Source organism: Sphaerochaeta sp. UBA5849 (genome assembly GCA_002432715.1).
In the GTDB taxonomy this organism is placed as follows: Bacteria; Spirochaetota; Spirochaetia; order Sphaerochaetales; family Sphaerochaetaceae; genus Sphaerochaeta.
This window is the reverse complement of record DJGJ01000046.1, coordinates 8,666-22,868: the sequence shown is the minus strand read 5'-3', so window position 1 is coordinate 22,868 and position 14,203 is coordinate 8,666. Positions and strand designations below refer to the sequence as shown.

Annotated in this window: 13 protein-coding genes; 10 read left to right on the top strand and 3 right to left on the bottom strand. The window is 51.8% G+C overall.

All coding sequences use genetic code 11. The annotated features are described in order from the left end of the window. Positions 1–18: 18 nt before the first annotated feature. Positions 19–1,089, top strand: coding sequence for a mechanosensitive ion channel family protein (locus B3K89_RS07945; RefSeq protein ID WP_293893769.1), 1,071 nt, complete (start codon positions 19–21; stop codon positions 1,087–1,089). On the opposite strand, the gene B3K89_RS07940 is transcribed toward B3K89_RS07945, so the two are convergent. After that, on the bottom strand, positions 1,086–4,214 hold the full coding sequence (locus B3K89_RS07940) for a GNAT family N-acetyltransferase (RefSeq protein ID WP_293893766.1): 3,129 nt from the start codon (positions 4,212–4,214) through the stop codon (positions 1,086–1,088). The genes B3K89_RS07945 and B3K89_RS07940 overlap by 4 nt on opposite strands. Positions 4,215–4,274: 60 nt before the next feature. On the opposite strand from B3K89_RS07940, the gene B3K89_RS07935 reads away from it, so the two are divergent. The 6 genes from B3K89_RS07935 to B3K89_RS07910 all read left to right on the top strand — a co-directional run bounded on the left by B3K89_RS07935 (position 4,275) and on the right by B3K89_RS07910 (position 9,742). After that, a complete protein-coding gene (locus tag B3K89_RS07935; protein ID WP_293893763.1) occupies positions 4,275–4,781 on the top strand; it encodes a hypothetical protein in 507 nt (168 codons plus the stop codon). A gap of 26 nt (positions 4,782–4,807) precedes the next feature. Continuing rightward, on the top strand, positions 4,808–5,833 hold the full coding sequence (locus B3K89_RS07930; RefSeq protein ID WP_293893760.1) for an HD domain-containing phosphohydrolase: 1,026 nt from the start codon (positions 4,808–4,810) through the stop codon (positions 5,831–5,833). A gap of 44 nt (positions 5,834–5,877) precedes the next feature. Next, positions 5,878–7,122 carry a class I SAM-dependent methyltransferase gene (locus tag B3K89_RS07925; RefSeq protein ID WP_293893757.1) on the top strand — a complete coding sequence of 415 codons (1,245 nt, stop codon included), beginning with the start codon at positions 5,878–5,880 and terminating at the stop codon, positions 7,120–7,122. 9 nt (positions 7,123–7,131) lie between these two features. Further along, a complete protein-coding gene (locus tag B3K89_RS07920; protein ID WP_293893754.1) occupies positions 7,132–8,061 on the top strand; it encodes a TIGR02452 family protein in 930 nt (309 codons plus the stop codon). 2 nt (positions 8,062–8,063) lie between these two features. Next, complete coding sequence (locus B3K89_RS07915) at positions 8,064–9,026, top strand: macro domain-containing protein (protein WP_293893751.1); 963 nt, start codon at positions 8,064–8,066, stop codon at positions 9,024–9,026. A gap of 74 nt (positions 9,027–9,100) precedes the next feature. Next, a complete protein-coding gene (locus B3K89_RS07910; RefSeq protein WP_293893748.1) occupies positions 9,101–9,742 on the top strand; it encodes a vWA domain-containing protein in 642 nt (213 codons plus the stop codon). A gap of 8 nt (positions 9,743–9,750) precedes the next feature. On the opposite strand, the gene B3K89_RS07905 is transcribed toward B3K89_RS07910, so the two are convergent. Next, a complete protein-coding gene (locus B3K89_RS07905) occupies positions 9,751–10,845 on the bottom strand; it encodes an Ldh family oxidoreductase (RefSeq protein WP_293893745.1) in 1,095 nt (364 codons plus the stop codon). A 13-nt stretch (positions 10,846–10,858) separates the two neighbouring features. Further along, positions 10,859–11,764 carry a D-hexose-6-phosphate mutarotase gene (locus B3K89_RS07900; RefSeq protein ID WP_293893742.1) on the bottom strand — a complete coding sequence of 302 codons (906 nt, stop codon included), beginning with the start codon at positions 11,762–11,764 and terminating at the stop codon, positions 10,859–10,861. 103 nt (positions 11,765–11,867) lie between these two features. Between B3K89_RS07900 and B3K89_RS07895 the strand changes: the two genes are divergently transcribed. From B3K89_RS07895 to B3K89_RS07885, 3 genes are all read left to right on the top strand, one after another. Further along, complete coding sequence (locus B3K89_RS07895) at positions 11,868–12,881, top strand: C4-dicarboxylate TRAP transporter substrate-binding protein (RefSeq protein WP_320349577.1); 1,014 nt, start codon at positions 11,868–11,870, stop codon at positions 12,879–12,881. A 149-nt stretch (positions 12,882–13,030) separates the two neighbouring features. Next, positions 13,031–13,507, top strand: coding sequence for a TRAP transporter small permease (locus tag B3K89_RS07890; RefSeq protein ID WP_293890881.1), 477 nt, complete (start codon positions 13,031–13,033; stop codon positions 13,505–13,507). 1 nt (position 13,508) lies between these two features. Continuing rightward, positions 13,509–14,203, top strand: a 695-nt coding sequence (locus tag B3K89_RS07885; RefSeq protein WP_345907247.1) for a TRAP transporter large permease subunit, incomplete at its 3' end; no start/stop codon positions are given.

Below are 14,203 nucleotides of genomic sequence, written 5' to 3'. Positions count from 1 at the left end.
GTATAGTATAGTGACTGCATGACAGACATCACACACATTTTGCAAACCTTCCAAGAACAGTATATGGTCTCCTTCTTCATACTCATCGGCACCTTTATCGTGCTGCTGGCGGCAAACGCCATTTTGGGCAAGCGCATCAAAAAGCTCGAAGCGCTCAAAATGAAGGATGAAAAAAGCGTCAGGACCTTTGCACTTCCCGCGTTGCGCTTCACCAAACGCATTGCCATCCCCCTGCTCTTCCTCGCCTCCCTCTCCATCTTTCTCAATAGTGTCTCGTTCGCAGATGAAATTCACAGAATTGTTCAAATAGTCTTCGCTGTAATCATGACCATCATCATTGTACGGTCGGTCAACAAGGCCATTGAGTTGAGTTTCTCCAAGTATTTTGAGAAGGAATATGCCAACCACGAGCATGCGAAAAACCTCAAGCCGCTGCTCTCCTTCGTAAAACTCTTGTTGTGGGTCGTTGGATTTCTCATTTTGATCAGCAATCTGGGCTTCAACATAACCACAGCCCTTGCAGGACTGGGAGTCGGCGGTATCGCCGTTGCCATAGCCGCTCAGGGAATTCTGGGTGACCTGTTCAGCTACTTCGTAATCTTCTTCGACCATCCCTTCGCACTCGGCGACTTCATCGTATTCGGGGACAAGTCGGGCATTGTCGAGCGGATTGGCGTCAAGAGCAGCCGAATCAGGGTTCTCAGCGGAGAAGTCCTCATTATCTCCAACTCCGATCTGACATCAAGCCGGATTCACAACTACAAGCAGATGCAACGTCGGCGCGTGGTCTCCACCATCACGATTCCCTACGAGACCCCGATCGAGAAGGTGGAAAAGGTGGTGGGAATCATCAAGGAAGCAATCGCCAACGTACAAACCATCAAAGGCGTAATCTGCGACCGTTCCCATCTCCAAACCTTCGGGGCCTCCGCCCTGGTTTTCGAAACGGTGTACTATGTGCCCTCTCCCGATTACCTGATTTACATGGATGTACAACAGGAGATCAACCTGGCCTTGCTCAAGAAGTTCAGTGCTGAGGGCATCGACTTTGCCTACCCGACCCAGAAGGTGTTCACCGTTCCAGTCTAAATCGCTTCTATCTCCACGGGTTCCTCTTTGTCCACACTCAGGATGCGGTCCATTTCATCGTGGACGGCTTGGGTGTAGGGACCGAAATCGAAGAGCGTCCTGAGTCTTGAAAAGAGAGGACGTACAAAATGCCTGAGCTGGCTTCGGTCCTTCTCAAGGGTGGATTTGCTTTGCAGCACCATCACGGTAACAGCAGAAGGGGAGTTGTAGGTGCCGACTTCCACGAAGCCGAACTTCTTGTACAGCTTGATCGTCTTCTCATCATCGGCGAACACATCGATGATCAACTCCTCCACCCCGGTTGCTCGTGCAAGCAGGAATACCAGGATGATCAAGCCGATGGACGCGGAGGTGTTGCGCATTTCGGGCAACACAGCAAGGCGGATGATCTCAGCCGCCTTGCGGGTCTTGAGCACTTTCTGGATATCGAAGTATTTGGAGATAGGAAGCGGCCAGAAGTGCTCGCTGGTCATCAGCGAGACCGTCCCCACCGGGTGCAGGCCCCGGAAGGCAAGAATGTGCATCGCCTTCTCATCCACCTTTCGATGGATCGACTCCTCAAGATACCCCTTCTCCCCCACCAGCACTTTGCGCTGGATGAAGAACACGTCGTTCATGCCGTTCTGGTCGTTCACGAGCTGGAAGCTGATGTTCTCCTTGTTCTCCTCGTTGAGGGCGAAAATGATGGTAAATTCCGAACCGACATTCTCTTCACTCTTGACCCGGATGCGGCCACCCATTTTCTCTACAATATTGTAGCAGTTGGAAAGCCCAAGGCCTGTGCCGCTTCCAGGAGCCTTGGTGGTGAAGAACGGGGTGAAAATCTGGCTCATGTGCTTCTCGGGGATCCCGCAGCCGGTATCACCGACCTTCACTTGGACAAAGCCATCCTTTTCCACGCAACTGAGGGTGAGTTTGCCATTGCCGTTCATCGCTTGGATGGCATTGACGATGAGGTTGAGGAAGAGCTGCTGAAGCTTTCCCTCATTGGCCTCAATGGAGGGAAGTGCATGATAATTGCGCTCGACACGAATGTTCTGCGAATCGACACCGCGAAGTGCAAGCCGCAGCGAGAACTCCAACACCCTGACAATCTCCACCTGCTGGGTCTGCTTCACCTCCTCCTTGCGGCTGTAGATGGAAAGCTCCTTGATGACATCGCTGGCAGTCTTTGAGTATGTGAGAATATCCTGGACATATTCATGGTGCGGGCTTTGCTCATCCATCTCGCTGAGCATGATCTCTGCAGTCCCCACGATGCCGGCAAGTGGATTGTTCAGTTCATGGGCGATGCCTGCGGCCAGCGTGCCGATGCCCGCCATCTTTTCGGTCCTAACCAACTCCTCCTGCATGTGCTTCTGCTCGGTGATGTCGTTGATGATCTCGATGAAGACGCCCTTGCTCTTGCTCTTGTCAGGGGAACGCACCGAGTGAAACTGGAACGAAAATACCTGTTCAGCCACATCGGCCTCGGTTTCCTGCAGCACCCCGGTATGGAGGCATTCAAGACCTTGGCAGAACGGGCATGGGCGGCTTCGGTGAAAGAATGAGCGGTAGCACTTGCCGCCTATGAGCGTTTCCCTATCCTGACCGAAAAAGCTTACCGCCGCAGTATTGGCCTCCTGGATGGTGTAATCGATATCGATGAGGCAGACAGGCGAGGCGATGCCGTTGAATATGGCTTCAAGCTTGTTCTTGCTCATAGTCAACTCATCACCCTGGATGCGCAGTTGTTCGAAGGAAAGTGCATTCTCAAGCGAAAGGCTGCTTTGGGCGGCCAGTATTTCCAACGCCTCTCGCTCTATTTCGCTGATCAGAGCCTTTGTGTGGTCGTAGCCGATGAGAATATAACCGGCGATTTGCTTGCGGAAAACCAAGGGAATCAGCACATCAGCCGGAGGCAGGGAACTGCTGACTTCCATGCGCTGCTCATCAGGATTCACACTGATGACCGAACTTTGGTTCTCCTTCTTGTACAGCTCCAGCTTCTGCTCAACTTCACGGGAAAAGGTAAAAACAATTTCCTGACCGATTTTGCAGGTGGAAGGACAGTTGTTGTTGGCTACCAGGAAAAACTTCCGGCTCTCGTCATATCGTTTTGCCACAAACACAACCCACTCTGTTTTCAGTCCCGTACTCAAGCTCTTGACAACTTCGTTGCCCAAGTCATGAAGATTGACAATCGTCGTCAACCGCTTGCTCAGGTTCTTGATTGTTGTCTGATACGGATGGCGTTTGGGAATTATGACGGTATCAACAAGATAAGAGAGCAGATTGCGCAGCGGATGAATGATCAGGACCGTTGCAACACCGAGGATGAAGGAGAGCTGGAAAATATTGCCCGGATCGAAGTTGGTGTTGTTGTGCTGGATGAACGAGAAGATCAACAGGTACACCACCGAGGCCGCGGCTGCCAGAATGGTGGAGTAGATGATGGAAAGCCCCACGCGTGAGTAGTTGATCAGCTTGTACTTGTAGATGGTATAGAAGAGAAGCACAGCATTGATGGTGGCTGCAAAAATATCGATGGGATACCGGCCGAACTTGGGAAAGACGTTCATGAAAATACCGACGAGCATGATCGCGACACCAATCAGGGGAAGTACAAGATTCTTATGAAAGCCTTGGCTCGAGCGTCGTTTCGCCCCGAACAGGAGCATGACCAAGGTGAAGATCAGATAGACATAGCTCAAGGAATACGCCGAAAGTGCCCCGGGGGCGAGCTGGTAATAGAATTCACCTTGCGCGGTGAATCCCGCATCGCTGACGATGTTGCCGGAAAAATTGAGGTACATCAAGGGAATGATCAAGATGTAACTGAGGTTGATGATCCTAAAAATCATGCGTTTTTGTATTTCCAGGATATCGACCACAAAGCTGCACAGTGCATACGGAACCGACAGCAGGCCTATGAGCATGATGCGGTTCCAAAACAGGGGAGTTTGTATGGGACTATTGAGGTGCATCATCATCGAACCGAAGCTCCAAATCGACACAAAAATCATGTAGAGCTGGAAAGACCAATAGAAGCGATCTTTCTTGTATTGGAGGAACCCGAATATGACAAATGACACATATAAGACGAATGCAACTGCAGGGATGATAGTTGAGACATCAATAATCATAGGGATTCCTCGTTTTTTCCTTTCACTTGCGTAAAATTTGTATTATTATAGAGTCAATTTATGGACATAATCAAACTATTTCTGCTGGGGGCATGCGGTTATTTGCTTGCAGCTCTATACGATATTGCTTTATTGTATAAAAAACCTTGGCTTGCCAAGCTTTTCTTTGCCGGATTCTTCCTGACGTTTGTTCCATTTATCTTCTTTTTCATCCTCTACCAATCACCCCATGCAGTCGGGCTGCGGGTGCTTCTTTTGGTCCTGATGGGGCTATTCCTGCTTTTAACCCTCTATTCGGTCCTGATGGAACTCCACTTGTACGGTGATGGAACACTCTATACAAAGGGGACCTACAGCCTGTGCAGGCATCCGGGCTTCCTTTGGTATTCTTTTTTCACCTTGTTGACTGCCCTCTATTTCTGGCATGCTCCTATAGTCTGGGTATGTATTGGATACATCATCTGCAACTTCGCTCTCATCATGCTTGAGGATGTAGTGTTGTTTCCCAAAATGTTCCCCGAATATAAGGCCTATAAAAAGAAAACACCTTTCCTCATTCCCTTTTAGGGGTGGCGAAACCGGAGAAGCTCGTAATGACTAGACATATTGTTACTACCGATGACGATCCTGCTATCCGAAAGATCCTTCAGATCATGCTTCGCAAAGAAGGCTATATGGTGACAGCCTGTGAAGAAGGCAACGCACTTCTGAACCTGCTCAAGATAAGCGAGAACTCCATAGACCTTATCCTGCTTGATATCAAAATGCCGGGATTCTCCGGCCTTGAGTTGCTTGAGATGATTCGCGCAAGTTATCCCCGGATTCCCATCATCATGATCACCGCGTTCAATGACCTGGACACCGGCATGCGTGCCATTCGCCTCGGAGCTGCCGATTACCTGGCAAAACCGGTACATCGCGAAACCTTGCTTGCCACCGTCAGACGGGTGCTGGAAGCATCTGAGAAAGAGCAGTTTTTGCTGCAGAAACAGTATCAATCGCAACATCTGCAGGCGTTGCTCGAAACCGAGCTCAAGGAGGTCCTAGCCTCACTAGAGGACACCACAATAGCCACCCTGGAGGCTTTCAGCGAAACCATCGAGCAAAAGGACGCCTACACGAAGGGGCACTGCAACCGGGTGCGCAACCTTGCCGTCGCCTTGGGCAAGGTCCTGAATCTTCCGAAAGAGACTCTGGACATTCTGGAAGGGGGTGCATTGCTCCACGACATCGGCAAGATCAGCATTCCCGAGGAGATATTGAACAAGGATTCCTCGCTCACCGAAGAGGAGTATGCAATCATCAAGACCCATCCGGAAGCAGGTGAGCGCATTATCACCCACCTTCCCTACCTGAAGCGCTATATTCCCATCGTACGCAGCCATCATGAGCGGATCGACGGGCTTGGATATCCCGCTGGCCTGAAGGGAGAGGATATTCCGCTTGAGGTGCGAATTGTGAGCCTTGCCGATGCGTATGATGCCATGACAAGCAGCCGGGCCTATCGTGCAGCCCTTCCCACCGAGATAGCAATCGAGGAGCTCAAGTTCTTCAGCGGAACACAGTTTGATGCCGCCCTGGTGAGTGTTTTCATCGAAAACGAGTTGTATCTGCTCTAGACCAATGCCCTAAATCGAGCGAGACTGAGACAAGGGGGTTTCTCATGGCAGATCCTTGGTATGTCTCTCTTTTCAAGAACTACGCACATCACTACGACAATGAGTCCTTCACCCGGGGCACACTTGGTGAGTGCGACTTCATCGAACAGGAGCTGGGCTATGACAAGAACCTCACAATTTTGGATGTCGGCTGTGGTACCGGCAGGCACACCATCGAGCTTGCCAAGCGTGGCTATACTGTCACCGGCATCGACCTGAGCGAGGCGCAACTGAAGCGTGCGAAAGAGAAGGCCGAAAGGGAGAAGCTGAACATCCCGTTTCTCCAAGCCGATGCTCGAAACCTGGACTTTGAAGGCCGATTCGATGCTGCAATCATGCTCTGTGAGGGCGGATTCTGCCTGATGGAGACGGACAAGGAGAATGAGGCGATTCTCGTCAGCATCGCAAGGTCCCTCAAGGATGACGCCCTTCTGATACTCACAGCCCTCAACGGCCTGTTTGCTCTCACCCACCCGCTTGCCGAGTTCTACGGCAACATCGAGGATGCAGGCTCCTCCTGCGCCCAAAACCACTTCGATGCGATCAGGATGCGCGATGGCAATACGACCACCTTCATCGACGACGAGCAGGTAGAACACACCATACACAGTACGGAACGCTTCTACATCCCCAGTGAAATCCAAACAATGCTCGGCAGGCTCGGCTTCTCTTCGGTTGAGTTCTTCGGAGCAACCTTGGGCTCGTTCAGCAGGGATAAGAGGCTCAGCTCCGATGATTTTGAGATGCTCGTGGTGGCAAACCGAAAGCTTAGCTGCGATGTCCTGATTAATCACTATACCGATTGTATCCAGTCTGGCTTACCCCAAAGAGGCTATCGTTTGATCATCTCTCTTTTCAACGAGTTGCAAGCAGAACTGCAGTTGCGGTTTCCCCAAGCAAAGATAACTGCTATCCATCAAGGGTATCCGGATATGAGCTATGCGGCACTGGCTTTCAAAGCATTCGAACCTCTTGGATTGAAGCTTGCCGTCGTCTACCTGCACAGGAAGAACTCTTTTGAGTTCTGGTTGGCGGCCAGGAGCCGCAGCCTGCAAGATACCTGGAGGGAGAAGCTCAGAGCCAAGGTGCAGGAACCTTATCAGCTGGTTGAGAAGGGCCGGGGCGTCGATGCCATTGTCAGCACTGTGTTTGACCATCCTGTTTCCTTCGAAAACCAAATCACGCTGACCGCCCAATTATGTGATACACTACAAGCGATGTTTTCGTATGTGGAGGAACTACTGCAGTAGGAGAGAGGTATGTGGGACGCTGGAAGATGGCATGAGCAATTTGAACGGGCTTCGCGCGAACAGGACTTTGACAAGATGCATGCACTCAGGCGGGATGTGTTTCTCGATACCATCGGGGATGTACACAAGGGCTTCTACATATCAAAAGGTGGAAGAAAGATTGCCTTTGATGATGAAGCGCCTCTGCTTGAAGGATCGGCCCTCTACCAAGAACAGCTTGCATCAAGCAAGCCGAAAGAAAAAAGCACTACGCTGGTAGAGGTGAAACAGCTCGATACCATCAAGGCCGCGAGGCTTTTGGAGAACCCGGTCGTGCTGAACATGGCCAACCGCCATCAACCAGGAGGTGGAGTGCTGAGCGGTGCAGGGTCCCAGGAAGAGTACCTTTTCCGCATTTCCAACTACTATCGGTCGCTTTACCAATTCAGCGATATCGGACATTCCTTCAATGTTCCCAGACGGCCGGAGTCCTATCCGTTGGATCGAAACCATGGAGGTGTCTACTCTCCCGGGGTAACAGTTTTCCGAGGTACCGAGCAGGAAGGCTATCCCAAGCTCGATGAACCGCTGAAGCTCTCCTTCATGGCGGTGGCTGCCATTCATGAACCCAACCTGTTGCGCGACCACAACGACCACTACTGGCTTGAAAACTCTTTCATCGAGCCGACCAAGTGCAAGATCAGGACCATGTTCAATATCGCCCTTGCACACCACCACACAAACCTTGTGCTTGGAGCTTTTGGTTGCGGCGCTTTTGCCAACCCTCCCAACCATATTGCCATGCTGTTCAAGGAGGTTCTTGGGGAGCCTGCCTACCAAGGTGTCTTTGAACATATCATATTCGCCATTCTCGATGATCACAACACGCACAAGTGGTTCAACCCTGAAGGGAACTTCAAGCCGTTTGAGCAGGTGTTTGCATCGAGCCAAGGATCATAACCATGCCCTTTTTCCTTGTCAAAAGCGATATTACCACCATGAAAACCGATGCCATCGTCAATGCCGCCAATACCGCTCTGTCGATGGGAGGCGGGGTGTGCGGTGCAATTTTCAAGGCAGCCGGAATAGAGGAGATGGAGAGGGCTTGTGCCCCGCTTGCTCCGATCAAGACAGCTGATGCGGTGCTTACTGCAGCCTTCAACCTGCCGTCGAAGTTTGTCATCCATACTGCAGGTCCTGTTTACAGGGACGGCAGCAGCGGCGAGGAAGCCCAGCTTCGAGCCTGTTACACAAACAGTCTCGCCCTTGCAAAACAATACCGGTGCAAAAGCATCGCATTCCCCCTGATCAGCAGCGGCATCTACGGCTATCCGAAAGAAGATGCACTCAGGGTGGCCGCCGATGCAATCCAAGGCTTTCTTCAGGAACACGAGATGGAGGTCCATCTGGTTCTCTTCGAAACTCTGCGACCGAAAAGCGCACTGCTGGAGCAGGTGGATCGTTACCTCGATACGGCTTACGACCCTACGCTGGAGCAACAGATGTTCGATGTCGGGATGGATGCTTTCAGAGACGGCTGTGTCCATGCTTCGCAGCCTTCCCTCGAAGATATGCTGCAGACACTGGATGAACCCTTTTGCGACTCCCTGCTCAGGCTTATCCAGCAGAAGAAGAAAACCGAGGTTCAGGTGTACAAGAAGGCAAACCTCGACCGCAAGCACTTCTCAAAGATCAGAAGCGGCAACGGCTACATGCCGGGCAAGAAGACCATTCTAGCCCTTGCCGTGGCGTTGGAGCTGAGCCTTGAGGAGGCACAGTGGCTTTTGGGCTTGGCAGGGTACTCCTTATCCCATGCAAGCAAGTTCGATGTGATCGTTGAATACTGCCTGACCGAACACATCTACGACATATTCGCCATCAACGAGATTTTGTTCAGCTACGACCAGCCGCTTCTGGGCAGTTGAATTTGTCGCCTCCCAAGTGACCTTTGGCAAAACAGGACATGGTACTCCTTAGGTAGCCTAAGGAGGGTGCAGATATGACCGAATTGGTTTTTATTCTCGACAAGAGTGGTTCAATGAGCGGCTTGGAATCCGACACCATCGGGGGATTCAATGCGATGCTGGACAAGCAAAAACGTGTTGAGGGTGAGTGCTTCATCACCACCGCCTTGTTTGACAACACCTATGAGCTGCTTCATAACCGGCTGCCGATCAAGGCGGTGAAGGCGATTACAGAGAAGGAGTACTGCGTGGGCGGCAGCACGGCGGTGCTGGATGCCATCGGGCGGACGGTGCATACGATTGAGAATGCCCAGAAGCATCTGCAAGCAGAATATCAGGCGGAGCAGGTACTGGTGGTCATCATCACCGATGGGCAGGAGAACGCAAGCAGGGAGTACGGTCCTGATGCAATCAAGGATTTGATCAAAGCAAAGCAACAGGAGAAGTGGGAGTTCATCTTCCTGGGTGCAAACATCGATGCAATCGAGACAGCCACAAACCTGGGTATCCATGCCGACCGTGCCCAAAGCTTTCATGCCGACAGCGAGGGCATCCAGGCCAACTTCGATGCGGTATGCGATGCAGTCTGCAGTGTACGGGCCTACAAGACGGTTCCTGAGAACTGGAATCAGGAGATCAAGCAGGATTTTGAAAAGCGCCGAAGCAAGAAGCGATAACAACCCAGTCACAAGAGGGGCTGGGGGAACTCCACCCCGGCCCTCTTTCCGATCGAGCACAGCTGCTCAAACACCTTCAATGAGAGGGGGACGCCGTTGAGATTGCTGTTTCTTTCAGCTTCATGCTCCTTCTGACCAGCATAATAGACTCGTTCACACCCTTCAGCGGGCTCGGTGTTGTTCAATTCTTCCAACAGCCTATCCATATCGGTTTTCAATTTCTCGGGATCTCGGAATACATCAAGCCGGATGGCTCCGAAGAAATGGCAGACGCGTGCACTGGTGGCCTCACTGTCCATGACGGACTTGCCGAACACCCCGCCGCTGGTGATTGCAGTCATGATATCAACCATGACTGCCAAGCCATATCCCTTGTGCCCACCGAAAAGTTCTCCCGCACCTCCGAGTGGAATGAGCCCTCCTCCCCTCTGATAGAGCATGTCCTGGAGCAATTGGCCCGCATTGCTGGTTACCTGTCCCTTGGTATCCACCGCCCATCCCTGGGGCAGCTCCTGCTGCTCGCGCTCATACACTTCAATTTTTCCTCGTGTCACCGCTGTGGTGGACATATCCAGGGTGAAAAGCTTCCCTGTGTGACCGGGTATCGAAAAGGCAATGGGATTGGTGCCGAACATCGGCATCCGACCGAACGTGGGAACCCCCAACGCAGCGGTATTGGTCATGCAGATCCCAATCATATCGTTTTTTGCAGCCATCTCCGCATAATAGCCGGCTATTCCATAATGATTGCTGTTACGAATTGAAGCAAATGCGGCACCACTCAATTTCGCTTTCTCCATCACCTTGGTCATTGTCTGTTTGCTGAGATACATACCCATGGCACCGTTGGCATCCAGAACCAGGGAAATCGGGGTTTCACGGAGAATCGTCGGGATGACAGAGCTTGCCATGATTCCTTTTCGTATTCCATTCTCATAGCGCCAGAGCCGGGCCACCCCATGGCTTGGGATGCCGCGGGCATCGGCTGCAACCAGGATCTCAGCTGAATCAGCAGCCTCCTCGGAGGAAAGTCCCAGCTTCCTGAAAACACCTGCAACAAACTGTTCCAACGCTTTTCGCTCGATCCTGATTTCCTCTTTCATACGTGCCCTCCTGTTAGATTGCATAGGGTAGTGACGATACCACCAGAGTGCTTTGATGCGTTCGGCCTTTTTCCAGGACCACGGCTGCTTTGCCGCTGTTGACCTGCTCGACACAGAGAAAATCCTTCCAGGCATCCAATACTTCCGGATTCTGCTTTGCTTTCTCATCACCAGGATTCCAAACAAAGACCTGTTTCAGGTTTTCCTGTTCCATTCGGATGCTTCTTCCAAGGACAGGATCATGGAGTGCCACAACCGGACCTGCCTGCTCAAAGATGCGGACAAACTCCCCGCCAACGACTACGGACCCGTCTTGGGAGTACTCCCGATTGCCGTCAGATCGGTCAACGACGGTACATCCCTCCAGCCCGGTGATCGAGCAGTCCTGCAAGCTGCCGATGCGAAAATACGTATGAAAGGCTTCTTCGAAGGAGAATGACTGTTCATCGGTATTGGTCACCTGCATCTCCAATCGCAGGGAAGCGGCGACGGTTATCGTTAGCTGCAGGGAGAATCGGTGCGGCCAAATGGAGCGGGTGTACTCGTCATCCTCCGTGGACAAGACGAGCTTGGTCGAACCGTCGGCGATATCAATCGCCTCTCTCAGTTCCCAGGGTTTGGTGCGAACCAAGCCGTGAAGGAACAAGTCATCCCTTTTCGGATGCTTTCCAAACCAAGGGAAACAGATTGGAATGCCTCCCCGAAACGGCTTTCCTTTCTCATAGGTGCTGTATGGACTCATGAACAATAGATCGGCCTGGCCGTTGGGAGTGAAGGATGCTACATGCGCTCCCTGCAGGTACACCATACACCGGGCTTGCTCATTTTCAATAAGGAGAACACTCAATTGAGCCGGCCCTGTTGTCCTCTGAACTGTCCGGGAGAGCTGATGCACGTGCAAATGTGCTGCTGTTTCCATCGTTCCGTCTCCTTCTGTGATGGTGAAAACAAGAGTCTTTACAAATCGACAATGCTAAGATATCATTTATCTAAGATATCAGCAAGCCTAAAGGAGGTTCGTTGTGAAAAAAATCATCAGTATCATCTCACTCTTTCTCATCATCACTTCCGTACTGCTCACAGCCGCAGGGGTGCAGGAAGCACCCGCAGAAAAGAAGTATGTTTTGCGCTTCAATCATGTACTGACACCGCAGGATCCGTACCATGCTGCATTCTTGAAATGGGCTGAAGCGGTCAAGGAAAGGACAAACGGCGGCTTGACCATCGAAGTCTATCCCAGCGCCCAGTTGGGGGTTGAAGAGGACATCCTTGAGCAAATCCGTCAGGGGGCAAACATCGGACAGAATACCGATGCAGCACGATTGGGCATGTATGTTCCCGACATGGCGGTGATGAATGCCCCGTACTTTGTCGAGACTCTCGATGAAGTCCAAAAACTGAATACGCTGCCCACCGTACAGGCATGGAAGGCCGAGCTCGAACGGACCCAAGGCTTCAAGGTCCTGTCGTTCTTCTGGGTGCAAGGTTTCAGGCAAACGATCACCAATAAGCCGGTCACCAGCCCCAAAGATTTGAATGGACTGCGCATCAGAACACCGGGCGCACCGATTTGGCAGGAGTCCATCAGGGCCATCGGAGCAATTCCGGTAGCCATGAACTACGGCGATATGTTCAGCGGTCTTCAGACCAAGGCCATCGACGGACTCGAGCTCTCCTTCACCGCCACCGCGACGGGAAACTTCCATGAGGTTTGCAAGTATGTGAATGAAACCAAGCATATCCTGCTGATCAATTTCGAGGTGATCAGCAGCAAGTGGTTCAATTCACTGCCTCCCGAATACCAAAAAATCTTGGAAGAAGAGTGCAACAAAGCTGGATTGGAGGTTTCCCGCCAATACCTTGAGGAGTTGGATCCGAAAAACTTGGCACTGCTGAAGAGCAGGGGTATGACCGTCATCCCGGAAGCTCAGATCGACATGAAGGCGTTCAAGGCTGCAGGAGAGGCTGCCTATGTGAAACTCAACCTGCAGGCAGCCCGTGACAAGATCTATGCTGAAATGGGCAAAACCAAGTAAGAAAGCATGGCATCGCTCGGATTGTACAGTCGTTATTCTTAGCTTACCACTTCCGCCAGGTATGCGGGTGCGTGCGCCTTATGTCAAAGCACGCTCCCGCATCATGATACCAATGCATGTTTCCTGCAGTCTTTAGAAAGGGGGTTTCCATGCGGAAATTCTATGAACGGATATGTAGACTGGAAGTCATAGTCTCGGCAGTATTTCTGTCGGCCAGCTGCCTGCTCATATTCATTGGCGCCGTGGCCAGATCGGTGGACAAGCCGGTGAACTGGTCCCAGGATTTCTCTCTTTTCTTGTTTGCCTGGAGTGTTTTTTTGGCGGCAGATGTTGCCTTGCGCCATGACAAATTGGTGAAAATGGAGCTGTTGCTGCTCAAAATCTCAGAAAAGAGTGCCAGAATCATCACCATCATCAACTACCTGCTTATAGTCTCCTTCCTCGCCGCACTCGCAATCTACGGGGTGAAGCTTAGTTTCATCTCCTATCGAAGGGTGTTCCAGGGTATTCCCGGCTTCAGTTATACCTGGGTGATCCTCTGTGTACCTGTTGGTTGCAGCCTGATGATCATCACCTCGATTCTTAAACTCAAGAATCTGTTCCAGAGCTGCAGGAAGGGGGTCTGACATGCTGCTTGTAGCAATCCTATTCATCGTATTTCTTGTCATGGGCATGCCTGTTGCCTTCGCAATCGGGATATCAGGAATGGCATTCTTTCTTCAGCATCCTGAACTGCCCTTCACCATCACGGTCCAGCTGCCCATTTCCCAAACACAGAACTTTGCCATGCTCGCTGTTCCTCTGTTCATCTTTGCCGGGAATCTGATGAACTCCTCGGGAATCACCAAGCGCTTGATGAAGCTCTCCTCGGTCCTGACCGGTCATATGCACGGGGGGCTGGCACAAGTCAGTGTGGTTCTTTCCACCTGCATGGGAGGAGTTTCCGGCTCGGCCATCGCCGATGCTTCAATGGAGGCACGGGTGCTCGGGCCTGACATGATCGAACGGGGATATTCGAAGGGATATACCGCAAATGTCATCAGTTGGACTTCCCTCATTACTGCAACCATTCCTCCCGGGGTGGGCATCATCCTGTATGGGACTGTCGGTGAGGTCTCCATCGGCCGGCTTTTTGCTTCAGGCATGCTGGTGGGACTGCTTATGATGATCGGCCTGATGATTACCGTTTGGATCACTTCCACCCGCCGCGGCTATGGGGCAGAACGGGAAAAAGCTACAACAAAGGAAGTATTCTCTGCGATTGGAGAGAGCATTTGGGCTCTGTTATTCCCCATCCTCCTGTTGGGAGGCATCCGCAGCGG